The sequence below is a fragment of the Pseudonocardia charpentierae genome, assembly GCF_031845345.1.
In the GTDB taxonomy this organism is placed as follows: Bacteria; Actinomycetota; Actinomycetes; order Mycobacteriales; family Pseudonocardiaceae; genus Pseudonocardia; species Pseudonocardia charpentierae.
The window spans coordinates 422763-437460 of the sequence record NZ_JAVREJ010000002.1 but is presented as its reverse complement, the minus strand read 5'-3'; the positions used below and the strand labels follow the sequence as shown (position 1 = coordinate 437460).

Sequence of the window (14698 nt, the reverse complement as noted above, 5' to 3'; positions counted from 1 at the left end):
ACGTCACCCGCGCGTGCGGACCTCGTTCGGTTCCTCGTAGCGCGCGGCGCCGCCGGATGCAGCCGCGACGGGGGGAGCGAGCGGTGTCGATGTCTGCCGGGTCACTGGAGATCTCCCGGACGGCCGCCCGCCGCGGGGCGGCCGCCGTCCTCGTCGCCGGGTGCGCCAGCGCCTTCCTCGTCGGGATCGGCGAGATTTCGCGGGCGGCGGCGCAGACCACCACCGTCAGCCTGGGCGCAGCCGCGCCCTTCGCCGTGCTTGCGAGCGGCGCCGTCACCGGCTCCGGGACCTCCTCGGTCACCGGCGACGTCGGCGGCAGCGCGGTCACCGGACTCGACGACCAGATCACCGGCACGATCACGACGTCGGGCGACACCCTCACGCAGGCTCGCGCCGACCTCGTCGAGGCCGACGACGCCGTCGCCTCCGCAGCGGTGACGAACGAGACGACGACCGTCAGCGGGACCCTCGGCCCGGGCGTCTACGGGCTGTCCGGCGCGATCACCGTCAGCGGCCCGGTGACGCTCGACGCGGGCGGCAACGCCGACGCCACCTTCATCTTCAAGACCGACTCCACGCTGACCACGGCCGACGGGGCGAACGTGACACTGGCCGGCGGCGCGAAGGCGTCCAACGTCTTCTGGCTGGCGGGCAACAGCGCCACGGTGGACGGCACGGTCGCCGGGACGGTCTTCGGCCGCAGCGGCATCACGGTGCGCAACGGCGCGAACGTCACCGGCCACCTGTACTCCCGTGGCGGGACGGTGACGCTCGACGCCGCGACGGTCCGCCGCTCCGAAGGGGCGGGTGGCGCCGGCAACGGCTGATCGAACGAGCCCGTACACACGACAGCGGCTCTCGCAGGGATCGTCCCTGCGAGAGCCGCTGTCGTCCGTGGTCGTCAGGTCAGGCGGTGCTCACCGTGCCGTCGGAGACGTTCTCCTCCTCGGTGGGCGGAACCGTGATCATCGGACGCACCCGCTCGAGCAGCGCGAACCCGAGGCCGCAGCCGATGAACCAGCCGAAGTCGCCGATGCCGGTGAACAGGCTGAGCAGGATCGCGACGACACCGGTCGCCACCACCGTGATGACGGCGTTCGGGTTCCACCCGTTGCGGTACCAGTACCGGCCCGTCGGCGAGAGCGTGTACATGTCGTCGACCGAGATCCGCTGCTTGGCGGCCAGGTAGTAGCCCGCGATCAGGATGCCGAACAGCGGGCCGATGAGGCTGCCGAGAATGCCCAGCGAGTACTGGATCGCCTCGCTGTTGTTGTACCAGTTCCACGGCGTGAGGATCACCGAGCCGACGGCGGCGATCATGCCGCCGGTGCGCCACGAGATCTTCTGCGGGTTCACGTTCGAGAAGTCGAACGCGGGCGAGATGAAGTTCGCGACGATGTTGATGCCGACCGTCGCGGTGACGAACGTCAGGCCGCCGAGCAGGATCGCGAACGGCGTGTCGATCCGCTGCACCGTCTCGATCGGGTCGGTGAGCAGCTCGCCGAACACCGGCACGGTCGCCGACGCGGTGATGACCGTCAGCAGCGAGAAGAACAGGAAGTTGAACGGCAACCCCCACAGGTTGCCCTTCTTGACCGCCTCGAAGCTGCGCCCGTAGCGGGAGAAGTCACCGAAGTTGAGCATCGGGCCCGAGAAGTACGACACCACAATCGCGATCGCGGTGAGCATGACCGGGATCGACGCCCAGAAGCCCAGTTCCTCACCGGAGTGCAGGCTGAAGCTGATGTTGGACCAGCCGGCCTGGGACACCAGGTAGATCGCCAGGACGACCATGACGACGTAGACGGCGGGGCCTGCCCAGTCGATGAACTTGCGGATGGTCTCCATGCCGGTCCAGAACAGCGCCGCCTGGGCGAACCAGAGGATGGCGAAGGAGATCCAGCCCAGCGCCGGGAGCCCGAGGAAGCTCGGCTCCAGGAGTGCCGCGCTGGACGGGATGAACTTCAGGAAGATGATGTTCAGCGACTCGGCCGCGAGGTAGGTCTGCACGCCGTACCAGGCCACGGCGATCAGGCCGCGGATGATGGCGGGGATGTTCGCGCCCTTGACCCCGAAGATCGCCCGGTTGATCACCGGGTACGGGACGCCCGTCTTCTGGCTCGGCTTGGCGACGAGGTTGACGAAGATCTGCACGATGACGATGCCGACGAGCAGCGCGACCAGCACCTGCCAGGCGGCGATGCCGAGTGCGAACAGGCTGCCCGCGGTCAGGTACCCGCCGACCGAGTGCACGTCGGACATCCAGAACGCGAAGATGTTGTACGACGACCAGGTCTGCTTCTTCAGCGGGGCCAGGTCCTCGTTGGTGAGGGCCGGGTCGTAACCGGGCTTGATGAGCCCAACACCCGCCGGGTGGTGGACGTCGGGAACCTGCTCGACCTCGTTGGAGGCGGCGTCGGCGGACATGGGGCTCCTCTGCTGGGACGGCGGGCCGCGGAGACCAGCGGCCGGCGATACGACGACGGTAGATCCGGAACTTCTGTCGCACACCGTTCGTTCAGCAGTGTTCACGCGGTCATTGCGCGCGGTAAACAACTCTCAACATATATCTGGCTTGACGACCTCGAAATCGGACAAAAGGCCGATATATGTCTTCGGAAGAGGCGGTGCGAACTCGGCGCGGTCGCTGGTCCGCAGGCCCATCGCGACGAGCCCCTCGACCGTCTTCGTCGCCGCCGCGACACCGTCGATCACGGGGACGCCGACGGCCTCGGTCATGCGCGCGGCGAGGTCGGCCATGCCCGCGCACCCGAGCACGATCGCCTCCGCACCGTCGTCGGCGACCGCGCGCCGCGACTCCGCGACGATCGCCGCGAACGCGTCCGACTCCGGATCCTCGAGCGCGAGGACGGGGATCTCGCAGGCGCGGACGTTGCGGCAGAACCGGGTCATCCCGTAGCGCTCGGCGAGGTCCCAGGCCCGGCCCGCCGTGCGCCCCAGCGTCGTGACCACGGAGAACCCGCGGCCGAGGAAGCTCGCGGCGTGCATGGCCGCCTCCGCGACCCCCACCACCGGCCCGTGGGCGAGCTCCCGCGCCGCGTCGAGGCCGGGGTCGCCGAAGCACGCGATCACGAACCCGTCGGCCGCCTGCTCGCCCGCCTGGGCCCGGGCGATCTCGGCGAGCAGCCCGGGAACGCTCAGCGCCTCGTCGTAGTGGCTCTCGATCGAGGCGGGGCCCATGTCCGGGTTGACGGCGGTGACGGTCGTCCCCGGGGCGGCGACGGCGCGAGCCGACTCGCCGATCAGCCGGGTCATCGAGGCGGTGGTGTTCGGGTTGATCACGATGAGGTGCACGGGTTCTCCGGATCGTCGGGCTCGGTGACGAACAGTTCCTCGCCCGGTGGCACCGTCGCCAGCGCCGCGAGCAAACGGCCGTGATGCGCCGTGGCGCACTGCAGGAGCGACGCCGCGTCGCCCGCGACGAACGCGCTCAGCATCGCGGCGTGGTCGGCGTGGAGGCGGCGGCGGTCGATGTCGGAGACGCGGGCCATGGGCCGGTACGACTCGGTGAGGTTCCACGCCGCCCCGACCATCGCCGTGAACCGCCGCATCCGGGCCGGTTCGAGCAGCGCGAAGTGGAACCGGCGGCTCTCCCGGTGGTAGGCGGGCAGGTCACCGTCGCGGACCGCCCGGTCCAGGTCGTCGAGTGCGCTCCGGGCCCGCACGTGGTCGGCGGGCGCGGCGGCGCTCACCGCCGCGGCGAGCACCGCGTTCTCCAGCACACCGCGCGCCGCGTACAGCTCCAGCAACTCGGAACGGGCGAGCCGGGCGACGGTGTAGGCGCTGCGGCTGCGCTGCTCGACGAGCCCCTCGCCGACGAGGATCTTCAGGGACTCACGCACCGGGATGACGCTCATCCCGAGGACCGCGGCCACCTCGTCGAGTGGGATGCCGGTGCCGGGTGGGACGTCGCCTGCCAGGATCACCCGCCGTAGCTCGGCGAGCACCGCCGCCTGCGTCGGCGCACCGCGCAACGGTACGAGGCACGCGGCGAGCGGCGTCGACCGCCGCGGCCGATAGGGCTCGGCAAGATGGGCGGAATCGGGATCGGACCTGGTGGACACCGTCGTGAGCCACCTCCTGCCGTCGCCTCGGGCCGGACGATGGGCCCCCCGTGTTGCACTACATGAACCCGCTCCCGGTCGGCCGCGTCAAGAGCACGTTCGGCGCGCCGTGACGCACGGTCGTCGCACGCGGGGTGGTGCCGCACCGGACTGGCCCTAGGTTCATCAACGGATCATGACGACATGGTCACGTGATGGACACGGGACTCCCCACCCGCCGGTCCCCCCGAACCGGGCGTCCAGCCGCGTCGTCGATCCGGAAGGTTGGTCGTGGCTCGGCATCGCTCCCCCCGAGGCCGCCGCGCGCTCCAGACCCTCCCGTTCCCGCTGGCCGGGACCACAGGAGGCGACGGTGCCCGCCGCGCGTCGCACGCATCTCCCGTCCGTACGCCCGCGCCCGTGCTGCGCGGCGTCGGCATCGCCACCGTGGCGGCCATCGCCGTCACCGGTGGCGCCGCGGCACTGGCCGGCCCCGGTGTGCCCGACGCCGCCGCCGACGGCACCGCGGAGCTGAACCTGGCCGCGCAGCGCGCCCCCGTCGTTCCGGTGCCGTCGCGGGTCGCCGCGTTCGTCCCCGCGCCGGTCGTGCCGATGCAACGCGCGGTCGACACCGGCATGCTCGACACCACCTTGCTGTCCGACGCCGTGTCGCGTGCGCAGGACGAGGCTCGCCGGCTCGCGGACGACGCCCGCACGCGGGAGGGCGAGGCACGTACCGCGGCCGACCGCGCGCAGCAGGCCGCGAAGGACGCCGCCGCGGCGGAGGAGGACCGGCGGACGGCCGAGCAGGGCCGGCGCGTCGGCCGGATCACCCAGCCCGATCCGCAGCCGGCGGCGACCGCCGACTGCGGTCTGAACACGGGCCAGCTCGGCGCCGTCAAGCCGTTCGTGCGCACCGCGGCCGAGTTCCTGGGTTGCGCCTTCGACAAGCCGACGGTGCTGGGCGTCGCCGGCCGCGGCAACGCGTCGGACCACCCGGGCGGCCGGGCGCTCGACTTCATGGTCGACCGGGCCACGGGCGACCAGCTGGCGGCCTGCACGATCCGCAACCGCGAGGCGCTGGGCGTCAGCTACGTCATCTGGCGTCAGCGCATCGACACCGGCAGCGGCTTCCGGGCCATGGAGGACCGGGGCAGCCCGACGGCGAACCACCTCGACCACGTCCACGTCTCCTTCAAGCCGGGCGCCGGCACGGGCTCGCCGATCTCCTGCTGAAACCGCACCCGGATCGGTTCCGCCCGGGAGACGCGAGCCTCGAGGGGCTGCCCCCGCGGCCCCGGCACGGGTAGAAACACCGCATGGATGTCGCCGGACGCGTTGCCATGCGGTTCACCGGCGATGTCGTCCGCGGCGGCAGCCACGACAACCTGACCGCCGTGCGCGTCGACGGCGAGCACCTGTGGGTCGCAGGCGACGAGACCGCGACGATCGACCGCCTCGTCCTCGACCCGGTGCCGACACCCAGCCGCGCCGGTCGGCAGCGCAGCTTCCGGCTGGCCGATCTCGTGCAGCTGCCGGGACCGCCCGGCGGGGAGACCGACCTGCAGGGGATCGCCCGCAGCGGAGGCTGGCTGTGGGCGGTGGGGTCGCACGCACTCGTGCGCCGCCGCCCGAAGCCGATCCACGACGACGGGAAGGTCGTTCGCCGGCTCGGCAAGCTGCGGCGCGACCCGAACCGGTTCGTCATCGTGCGGCTCGCGGTGCAGCTGGGCGTCGACCGCCGCCCCGAGCCGGTGCGGGTCGCCCGCGACGGGCGTCGCTCGGCGCTGATCGGAGCGCCGCGGGCGGAGAGCCTGGTGGACCTGCTGCGCGCCGACGCGCACCTCGCACCCTTCCTCACGATCCCGGGGCAGGACAACGGCTTCGACGTCGGCGGCCTCGCGGTGGTCGGCGACCGGCTCTACGTCGGCCTGCGCGGCCCCGTCCTGCGCGGGTGGGCCGTGGTGCTCGAGCTGCGCCCCGCACAGGACCCCACCGACCCCGGCCGGCTCGCCCTCGGGATCTTCCCGGAGGGTGCGCGGTACCGGAAGCACGTCCTCGACCTCGGCGGACTGGGCGTCCGCGACCTGTGCCCGGACGGCGACGACCTCCTCGTGCTGGCCGGGCCGACGATGGCCCTGTCGGGCCCGGTGCGGGTGCACCGCTGGCGGGACGCGGTCGCGGACGGGGGCGGCCCCGTGGTGCGCGACGCCGAGCTGGCCGTCGAGACGGTGCTGACCAACGGGGATGGCGTGGACCATCCCTCGGCGATCTCCCTGCTCGGCCCCGATCCGCTCGACGCCCGCGCCCGGCTGCTCGTGGTCTACGACAACCCGTCGGCGGACCGGCGGCCGTGGGCGGACACGGTGCTGGCCGACCGCGTGCGGATCGGGGTGGTCGACGACGGCAGCCCGGAGGCGGTCGACGCGGACGACACCGACGCGGATCCGGCCGACGTGGATCCGGGCAAGATAGATCCGGGCGACGGCCTGGCGCCGGTCGACCTCGCCTTCGTCGACACCGTCGGACCGGTCGACGTCTTCTCCCCCGACGAACTCGACGACGAGCCGGCCGACGAGACCGACGACGACTCCGACGACCTCGCGGTCCCCGACGACCGGCCACCCCTCGACGTCGTGGCCGACGAACCGGCCGACGAACCGGCCCCCGTCGACCACCGGCATGCCGCCGTCCTGCTTCCCGACCACCTGCGGTCGATCGACTCCTGACGTCCGCCTCCGGCGAACATCGCCGCCCTGGGCGAACACGGCCCTCCCGGGCACTCCCGCGCTCCTAGCGTCGCGGACGACCCGAGGAGGAGCCATGTCCCGCACGCTGAGCCCGTCTCCCACCGACGCCGTTCTCGACCGGCTGTTCGAGGAGCGGATCGTCTACCTCGCCGGCGTCGTCGACGACGAGGCCGCCCACCGGATCACCGCACAGCTGCTGCTGCTCACCGCCGACGACCCCGCGCGCGACATCACGTTCTACGTCAACTCCCCCGGCGGATCGGTCACCGCGGGCATGGCGATCTACGACACCATGCAGCTCGTCAGCCCGGACGTCGCGACCTGGGCCGTCGGGTTGGCGGGGTCCATGGGGCAGTTTCTGCTGTCGGCAGGCGCCCCCGGCAAGCGGTACGCGCTCCCGCACGCCCGGATCCTCATGCACCAACCTTCGGCGTCGCTCGGCGGCACCGCGTCCGACATCTCGATCCGGGCAGGCGTGTTCGGGGAGATGAAGCGCGAGATCGCGGAGCTGACCGCCCGGCACACCGGGCAGACGGTGGAGACCGTGACCGCCGACGCCGACCGCGACCGCTGGTTCACCGCGGAGCAGGCGCGGGAGTACGGGCTGGTCGACCACGTGGCGGGACGAAACGGACCGACGGGATCGAACCGGCGTATCGGTTTCCTGGGCGAGGGCCGGGGGAATCCGGCCGGGTGACCAGCCAGGACCGGGGCACGTCCCGGCGCTTCCCGCCGCAGCTCCTGATCGCGCTGCTGGCGAGCCTGCCGGGCACGTATCTCGGTGCCGCCACCTACCTCGGACTCCCCCACCCCGAACTCGCACCGCCACTCGCCGCGCTCGTCTACGGCATCGCGATCGTCGGGGCGGCGTTCCTCCTGTCGTGGGCCGCCGAGGCCGCCCAGATCGACATCAGCGCCGGGCTGGCGCTCGCGGTACTGGCGCTGCTCGCCGTGCTGCCCGAGTACGCCGTCGACTTCGTGTTCAGCTGGCAGGCCGGACAGATCTACGCGGCCGAGGGTTCGTGCCCCCCGGACGAGGGCGGCACCACCGCCTGCGCGCTGGCGCTGGCGAACATGACCGGGGCGAACCGGGTGCTGGTCGGCGTCGGGTGGCCGCTGGTGGTGGCCGTCGCGACGTTCGCGGTCTGGCACTCGCGGCGCAAGGGCGGGGGCGACAGCGCCACCACGCACACGGGCTGCGTCCAGATGCCCCGCACGCTCTCGGCGGATGTCGTCTTCCTCGGCATCGCCACCCTGTACTCGCTGACCCTCCCGCTGCGCCACACCCTCACCCTCGTCGACGCCGCCGTCCTCGTGGCGATCTTCTGTGCCTATGCGTGGCGGCTGTCGAAGGCTCCCCCGGAGGAGCCGGACCTGCAGGGCACGTCGGCGTGGGTCGGCGAGCTGCCGTCCGCGAAGCGGAAGTGGACCTACAGTGCGCTGTTCGTCTTCGCCGCCGCGGTCATCCTGGCCTGTGCGGAGCATTTCGCCGAGGGCCTGGTGCAGACCGGGGAGAGCCTCGGCGTCGACCCGTTCATCCTCGTGCAGTGGGTGGCTCCGCTCGCCAGTGAGGCGCCCGAGCTGATCGTCGCGTGCCTGTTCGCGTGGCGGCTCAAGGCCTCGGATTCGCTCGGCACGCTGCTGTCGAGCAAGGTCAACCAGTGGACGCTGCTGGTCGGCACGATCCCGATCGTCTTCGCGATCTCCGCGGGCACCTTGGACGGCCTGCCGATCGACGCCCAGCAGCGCATCGAACTGCTGCTCACTGCGGCCCAGTCGCTGTTCGCGGTCAGCATCCTGATCACCCTCGCGCTGACCACCCGCGGCGCCCTCGCCCTGTTCGTGCTGTTCGCGGTGCAGTTCTTCGGCAGCCTGCTGCTGGAGACCGAGGCCGACCAGATCCTCAACATCACGCTCTCGGGCGTCTACGTCGCGCTGGCCGTCGTCCAGTTCGTCCGGCACCGTCACCTGCTCGCCCGCACTGTCCGCGACGGCCTCGTCACGCCCTTCGACACGCTCGCGGAGGCGGACGAGGAGCTCACCGGCGAGAGCACTGCCGGAGGTCGGGACTCCGCGTGACCCCTGCCACGCAAACGTGTGCCCCGGGGCTAGCGTGGGAGCCGGTGTTGACGGAGACGAGGAGTGATGACATGCGCGTCGGCGTGCTCACGGGGGGCGGCGACTGCCCCGGGCTGAACGCGGTGATCCGGGCGATCGTGCGCAAGGGTGTACCCGAGTACGGCTACAACTTCCTCGGGTTCCGCGACGGCTGGCGCGGCCCCCTGGAGGCCGCGACCATGCCGCTGGACATCCCCGCGGTCCGCGGTCTGCTGCCCCGGGGCGGCACAATCCTGGGCTCGTCGCGGACGAACCCGTTCGCGATCGAAGACGGCGTGCAGCGGATCAAGCGCAACCTGCAGAACCTCGGGGTGGACGCGCTGATCGCGATCGGCGGGGAAGACACACTGGGTGTCGCGACCCAGCTGCACGACGCGGGCGTGAACGTGGTCGGCGTGCCCAAGACGATCGACAACGACCTGTCGGGTACGGACTACACGTTCGGGTTCGACACGGCCGTCGGCATCGCGACCGAGGCCATCGACCGCCTGCACACCACCGCCGAGAGCCACCACCGGGTGCTGATCGTCGAGGTCATGGGCCGGCACGCCGGCTGGATCGCGCTGCACTCGGGCATGGCAGGCGGAGCGAACATCATCCTCATCCCCGAGGTGCCGTTCGACATCGACCAGGTCTGCCGCTACGTCGAGGCCCGGTTCCGGCTGCACTACGCGCCGATCATCGTCGTGTCCGAGGGCGCCAAGCCCAAGGAGGGCGAGGAGTCGCTGCACAGCGGCGAGAAGGACGCGTTCGGCCACGTCCGCCTCGGCGGGGTCGGCGAGTACCTGGCCCGCGAGATCGAGTCGCGGACCGGCAAGGAGGCCCGGACGACGGTGCTCGGCCACGTCCAGCGCGGCGGCACGCCGTCCTCCCGCGACCGCTGGCTGGCCACCCGCTTCGGGCTGCACGCGATCGACGCGGTCGCCGAGGAGAAGTGGGGCATGATGACGGCCCTGCGCGGCACGGACATCGTGATGGTGCCGCTGGCGGAGGCGACGAAGGAGCTCAAGGTCGTCGACCCGGCGCTTTATGCCGAGGCCGAGGTCTTCTTCGGGTAGCTCGCGGGCCCAGGCGGCGCCTCGCGGCGTTGTCGTCGCCGCCGATACAACCCCGGTATCGGCGGCTCCTCCGCCTTGCGATCCATCCGCCTGGATCCCGCGATCTGGCGGCAACGGGTGTCAGGCGATCGGCAGGCCTGTCACGATCCGGGCCGCCACCGCGCCCGCCCTCCGCCATCCGGGCGGGTCGCCCCCAGAGGCAAGGGCGAGCGCGGGGGCGCCCGGCGGCAGCGAGGCGTGGTGCACGGCGACCGTACCGTCGGCGTCGATCCCGACGCCGACCTCCAGCGGCGACGCCAGGGCGGCGGCGTGCGCGAGCACCGCGGCGTCAGCGGGCGTTCCCGACGGCTCGACGCGCGTCGGCACGCCCTCCTCCTCGGCTCCGGCGCAGACCTCCCGCAGCACCGGGCCGGGGGCGCCGCCGTGCCGGACGACGATCGTGGGCGGCTCGGGCCGCTCCTTCACTGTGCCGCCTTCACTGTGCCGCCTTCACGGGGCCGCCTTCACGGGGCCGCCTTCACTGTGCCGCCTTCACTGTGCCGCCTTCACGGGGCCGCCTCCGAGTACGCCATGACCAGCCCGGACGCGACGGCGTTGCGCGGGCCCTCGGTGCCGTGCACGTTGCCGGTTCCGCAGACCACGCCGAAGGGGGCGAGCGCGTCGGCGAGCATGTCCGGGACCTCGAAGTCCAGCGCCGATCCGCCGAGCAGCACCACGAAGTCCAGCGCCCGCAGGTCGCCGCGGGGGGCGACCTGGCGCAGGGCCCGTAGCGCGTTCACGACGAACACCCGCCGCTTGGCCTTGCGCCGCACCCTCCGGATCGCGTCCAGGTTCAGCCGGGTGGGCACCGGCGCGGGGCCGTCCGCGCCGAGCGTCACGACCCGGGCGAAGACCTGGGGCGGCAGCGGCTCCTGCACGAACTGGACCGTGCCGTCCTCGTGGCGCAGGTGGTAGAAGCTCTCCACCTTGGCCAGCGGATGGCGCTTGACGTGCTCGGCGGTCTCGCGGTTGTCCAGCGCCAGCTCGGCGTCGATCAGCTTGGTGACCAGCTCGCCCGCCCCCGCGACGTGCATGGCGACGCACGCGCCGTCGCGGTCGAGCAGGGCCGCGTCCGTCGAGCCGCCGCCGAGGTCGAGGACGGCGACCGGCCGCTCGACGCCGGGGGTGGTGAGCGCGCCCAGGGCGGCCATCGCGCCCTCTATCCCGCCGACCGCGGCCGACGTACCCAGCTCGTCCGCGACCCGGTCGGCCACGGCCTGCATGCGGCTGCGGTCGGTGCGCACCATCGCGGCCAGCGCCACGGCGTTCTCCAGCGCGACCTCGCCGGCCAGCCCGCCGCGCACTTCCGCCGGCACCATCGTGTCGACGGCGAGGACGTCGCGGATCGCGATCTCGCTCGCCGGCTGCCCGGTGATGTCGGTCATCGTGTCGCGGACCTGCGCGAGCATCCCGCCGACGTGGGTGCCCGGCTCGCCGGTGGCGTCGACGAGCGGCTGGGCGCGGGCCAGCGCGTCCATGATCGCCTCGGCGCCGGCGTCGACGTCGACCCGCACGGTCCGCGCCTCCCCCCGCAGCGTGAGCTCGCCGACGGGGATGCGGCGGTCGGTCACGTCGCCGGTCGGGGTGCGCACGACCACCGCCGACCGGTTTCCGGTGAGGGCGCGGGCGACCGGCGCGACCTGCCGGGTCTGCTGCGGGTCCAGGCCGAAGACGGTGGCCAGGCCGTAGGAGTTGGACAGGGTGCGGATCGTGCGCCCTGGCGGGGCGACCTCGACGGCCGACAGCATGCCCAGCGGCACCTTCTCCACCGCCGCGACCTCGTCCACCACCGGGACCTTGCGGGTGAGCCGGTTGGTGACCAGCACCGCGTCGTCGCCCGCGAGGATCGCCGCCGTCAGGTCGACGCCCGTGTCGACGGCCGCGTTGAGCGTGGCGGCGACGTCGTCGAAGTCCCACCCCGGGGGTACGACCACGACGACGGGCCCCTCCGGGCCGTCAGCGATGTCGCCGACGTCGCCGATCGCCACCGTGACCCCGACGCCGATCCCGGTCCCGCCCGGCGTCGCCGGGTTATGTCCGATCATCGTCGACTCGGTGATGATCGTCTCGGTGATCGTCTCCATGGCCAGCCCGCTGATCACGGGCGTGGCCTCGTTGAGCAGCACGCGGTGCAGCGCGTCCGGCGTGACCCCGGCCCGCTCGAGCGCGGCACGGACCGCGGTCACCGCCCCGTCGGCGTTCTTGGGCGTGCCCTTCACCCCGGTGGTGCGGGTGAGCGCGGTGGCGAGCAGGGTCACCGCGCCGTCCCCGACCCGGGCGAGGCACGCCTCCGTGGTGGAGTTGCCGACGTCGACGCCGACGACCAGCTCCATGCGGTCAGCTCCGCCCATCTATCCGGCGGAACTGAGCTCGAAGTCGAGCTCCACCTCCACCGGCCCGCGCCCGGCCTCGATGGTCTCGAACTCCTTGAGGTGCAGGAGGGCGGCCTTCGCCTGCCAGCGCGGCCGGGCCATCTGGTCGTTGCGCGTGGGCACCGGCTCGGGCGACTCGCCCTTGGCGTAGCGGGCCGCGTTGCTGCCGATCTGGCGGAACACCGGGGCGTCGAGCAGCGGCGACTGCGGGAACAGCTCCAGGTTGCTCAGCCGGGCCAGGTCCCGCTGGTGGATCATCGTGGTGCCCCGGGAGAGCACGCCGACGCTGATCCCCGAGCCGGACAGGCGGGCCCCGAGGTGCGAGATCGCCGCGAGGTCCGCGGTGTCGTGCACCTGGATCACCCGCGCGGTGACGCCCTGCTCCTCGATGCCCGCCAGCAGCTGGCGCAGCACCTCGGCGTGCGGGACCTCGACGATCGTCTTGCTGAAGATGCCCGCGAAGGCCGGTGACAGGGCGATGACGACCTCGTCGGGGCGGGTGCCGCGGCGGGCGGGGCCGATGTCGCGCAGTCTGAGCGTGCGCTCAGCCGTGGAAGTGGGCCCAGTGGGAGAACTCATGGTCAGCTCACCTCGGTCTCGGGGTTGCTCGCGGAGGTCACGTGGCGGAGCTTCTTGAGCTCTTCCCAACGCTCGCCCTGCAGGCGGTAGCCGGTGCCCGGGCCGGCGTAGTCGTTGGCGTCGTTGATCGCGGACAGCGGCACGAACTCGGGCGTGAGGATCGCCGACGTCTGGAGCAGGTCGCCCGAGACGCGCTGGCGCAGCACCGTCAGCAGGTTCTCCGCGACGTCGTGGAAGCCGGTGGCCTCGAGGCCCTTGACCAGGTCGACGCCGGTGAGCCCGCGCTCCATGACCGACTGCGCCCCCTTGAGGTCGGCGAGCACGTCGCGCAGCGGGTAGTCGTTGGAGGAGTTGGCGTAGGTCGCCGCCTCGACCTCCGCGTCGGTGATCGTCGGCAGGTCCAGGTGCCGGAACAGCGCCTGCAGTGCCTCGGCCGCCCGCCGGCGCACCGCCAGGATGTCGTCCTCCCGGACGTGCCGCAGCCCGCCGTCGACCTGCAGGTCGCGCTGGATGGTGTTCCAGTCGTCGTAGTCGTCGGTGTCGAAGTTGGAGCCGGCGAACATGTTGTCGGCGTTCGGCACCGCGGAGTAGCCGGAGCAGACGAAGTCGGTGCCCGGCAGCAGCTGCGGCATCAGCCGCGCCACCCGCCGCATCGACGAGTGGGAGAACGACTGGTCGTTGCCGGAGGCGACCTCCAGGTCGCACAGGCTCGCGACGAGGTTCTCCGCGGCGACGGCCCGGATGCCGCCCGGCACCGCGCCGGGGACCCCGATGCAGCTGATCGAGCCGTTCTGCAGGCCCTGCACGCCCGCGCCGCGGGCCATGAGGATGCAGCGGATCTCCAGGTAGAGCATCGACTTGCCCTCGGCGTTGCCCATCTGCACCTCGGAGCCCGTGCCCGAGGTGAACCGCATCTTGATGCCGCGCGAGGCGTAGGCCGAGGCGAGGAAGGTCTTCGACCACGGGGTGTCGTCGCCGTCGACGAACACCGACTCGGTGCCGTAGATCGAGATGGTCTCGGCGTACGCGGTGATGCCGCGCATGCCCAACTCCAGCTCGGTGGCCTCCTCCAGTGCGCACTGGGTGAGCACGCCGCCGCGCCCGACCTGGCCGCCGACCTGCAGGGCGATCGCGACGAGCGGGGCGTAGCGGACGACGCCGAGCGTCGTCTCCAGCTCGGCGAACCCGCGCACCGCCCCTTCCGCCGCGTCGACGGCGACCTGGATGGGGTTGTCCCGGGCGCTGGTCGAGTGCGCCTGGTTGGCGGGCGTGCGCCGGGCCCGCATCTTCTGCATGCCCTGCATGATCTCGACGACGTTCATCAACCGGACGACATCGAGGATCTTGGCCGGGGTCAGCCCGCGGATGACCGCGAGCACCTCGTCCCGGCTCGTCCGGGGGTCGATGATCATCCGGGCGATCTCGTCGGACGAGACGGCCATCGAGGCCTCCGTCGTGGCGATGTCGATCGCGTGGGCGGCGATGAAGGTGTCCATGAAGTCGAAGTCGGCGCGCGGCTTGCCGTCGAGCTCGACGATCACGCCGTCCTCGACACGCACGCCCGGCTCCGGGTCGAACGCGCTCTCCATCGCGACGAGGCCCTTCTCGGGCCACTCCTCGACGAAGCCGTCGAGGTTGACCGGGCGGTCCTCGAGGATGTCGGTGCGGAGCGAGGTCCGCTTGCGGGACTGGCCGGCGGGCTGGGTGGTCGTCATCGT

At 72.2% G+C, this 14698-nt stretch carries 13 protein-coding genes; 6 read left to right on the top strand and 7 right to left on the bottom strand.

Annotation, left to right across the window (positions count from 1 at the left end; translation table 11 throughout):
• Positions 1-89 precede the first annotated feature (89 nt).
• On the top strand, positions 90-827 hold the full coding sequence (locus RM445_RS05125; RefSeq protein ID WP_311554925.1) for an ice-binding family protein: 738 nt from the start codon (positions 90-92) through the stop codon (positions 825-827).
• 79 nt (positions 828-906) lie between these two features.
• Here the strand turns inward: RM445_RS05125 and RM445_RS05120 are convergent, their stop codons facing one another.
• The 3 genes from RM445_RS05120 to RM445_RS05110 form a co-directional block, all read right to left on the bottom strand.
• Entirely contained in the window at positions 907-2427 is a 1521-nt protein-coding gene (locus tag RM445_RS05120) for an NCS1 family nucleobase:cation symporter-1 (protein ID WP_311554838.1), read from the bottom strand.
• A gap of 132 nt (positions 2428-2559) precedes the next feature.
• The gene (locus tag RM445_RS05115) at positions 2560-3315 is read right to left on the bottom strand and encodes an aspartate/glutamate racemase family protein (protein ID WP_311554837.1); all 756 of its coding nucleotides are present in this window, start codon (positions 3313-3315) and stop codon (positions 2560-2562) included.
• On the bottom strand, positions 3300-4085 hold the full coding sequence (locus RM445_RS05110) for a GntR family transcriptional regulator (protein WP_311554836.1): 786 nt from the start codon (positions 4083-4085) through the stop codon (positions 3300-3302). The genes RM445_RS05115 and RM445_RS05110 overlap by 16 nt, the downstream gene beginning before the upstream one ends.
• Positions 4086-4484: 399 nt before the next feature.
• Between RM445_RS05110 and RM445_RS05105 the strand changes: the two genes are divergently transcribed.
• The 5 genes from RM445_RS05105 to RM445_RS05085 all read left to right on the top strand — a co-directional run bounded on the left by RM445_RS05105 (position 4485) and on the right by RM445_RS05085 (position 9990).
• Complete coding sequence (locus RM445_RS05105) at positions 4485-5300, top strand: hypothetical protein (protein ID WP_311554834.1); 816 nt, start codon at positions 4485-4487, stop codon at positions 5298-5300.
• Between the two features lie 83 nt (positions 5301-5383).
• Complete coding sequence (locus tag RM445_RS05100; protein WP_311554833.1) at positions 5384-6793, top strand: DUF3616 domain-containing protein; 1410 nt, start codon at positions 5384-5386, stop codon at positions 6791-6793.
• Positions 6794-6887: 94 nt separating this feature from the next.
• Positions 6888-7511, top strand: coding sequence for a ClpP family protease (locus RM445_RS05095; protein ID WP_311554831.1), 624 nt, complete (start codon positions 6888-6890; stop codon positions 7509-7511).
• Positions 7508-8893, top strand: coding sequence for a sodium:proton exchanger (locus RM445_RS05090; protein ID WP_311554828.1), 1386 nt, complete (start codon positions 7508-7510; stop codon positions 8891-8893). Before RM445_RS05095 ends, RM445_RS05090 begins: the two co-directional genes overlap by 4 nt.
• A gap of 71 nt (positions 8894-8964) precedes the next feature.
• On the top strand, positions 8965-9990 hold the full coding sequence (locus RM445_RS05085) for a 6-phosphofructokinase (protein ID WP_311554827.1): 1026 nt from the start codon (positions 8965-8967) through the stop codon (positions 9988-9990).
• Positions 9991-10110: 120 nt separating this feature from the next.
• Here RM445_RS05085 and RM445_RS05080 read toward each other — a convergent pair whose 3' ends face one another.
• The 4 genes from RM445_RS05080 to RM445_RS05065 all read right to left on the bottom strand — a co-directional run bounded on the left by RM445_RS05080 (position 10111) and on the right by RM445_RS05065 (position 14695).
• The gene (locus tag RM445_RS05080; RefSeq protein WP_311554826.1) at positions 10111-10455 is read right to left on the bottom strand and encodes a glycerol dehydratase reactivase beta/small subunit family protein; all 345 of its coding nucleotides are present in this window, start codon (positions 10453-10455) and stop codon (positions 10111-10113) included.
• 80 nt (positions 10456-10535) lie between these two features.
• Positions 10536-12362 carry a diol dehydratase reactivase subunit alpha gene (locus tag RM445_RS05075; RefSeq protein WP_311554825.1) on the bottom strand — a complete coding sequence of 609 codons (1827 nt, stop codon included), beginning with the start codon at positions 12360-12362 and terminating at the stop codon, positions 10536-10538.
• Positions 12363-12380: 18 nt separating this feature from the next.
• Positions 12381-12980, bottom strand: a complete 600-nt coding sequence (locus tag RM445_RS05070; protein WP_311554824.1) for a propanediol/glycerol family dehydratase medium subunit — start codon at positions 12978-12980, stop codon at positions 12381-12383.
• A gap of 2 nt (positions 12981-12982) precedes the next feature.
• Positions 12983-14695 carry a propanediol/glycerol family dehydratase large subunit gene (locus tag RM445_RS05065; protein ID WP_311554823.1) on the bottom strand — a complete coding sequence of 571 codons (1713 nt, stop codon included), beginning with the start codon at positions 14693-14695 and terminating at the stop codon, positions 12983-12985.
• Positions 14696-14698 lie beyond the last annotated feature (3 nt).

Coding starts and splice junctions, on each gene's coding strand:
- RM445_RS05125 (WP_311554925.1), top strand. CDS start 90: ATGTCTGCCGGGTCACTGGAGATCTCCCGGACGGCCGCCCGCCGCGGG.
- RM445_RS05100 (WP_311554833.1), top strand. CDS start 5,384: ATGGATGTCGCCGGACGCGTTGCCATGCGGTTCACCGGCGATGTCGTC.
- RM445_RS05085 (WP_311554827.1), top strand. CDS start 8,965: ATGCGCGTCGGCGTGCTCACGGGGGGCGGCGACTGCCCCGGGCTGAAC.
- RM445_RS05065 (WP_311554823.1), bottom strand. CDS start 14,695: ATGACGACCACCCAGCCCGCCGGCCAGTCCCGCAAGCGGACCTCGCTC.
- RM445_RS05095 (WP_311554831.1), top strand. CDS start 6,888: ATGTCCCGCACGCTGAGCCCGTCTCCCACCGACGCCGTTCTCGACCGG.
- RM445_RS05120 (WP_311554838.1), bottom strand. CDS start 2,427: ATGTCCGCCGACGCCGCCTCCAACGAGGTCGAGCAGGTTCCCGACGTC.
- RM445_RS05075 (WP_311554825.1), bottom strand. CDS start 12,362: ATGGAGCTGGTCGTCGGCGTCGACGTCGGCAACTCCACCACGGAGGCG.
- RM445_RS05070 (WP_311554824.1), bottom strand. CDS start 12,980: ATGAGTTCTCCCACTGGGCCCACTTCCACGGCTGAGCGCACGCTCAGA.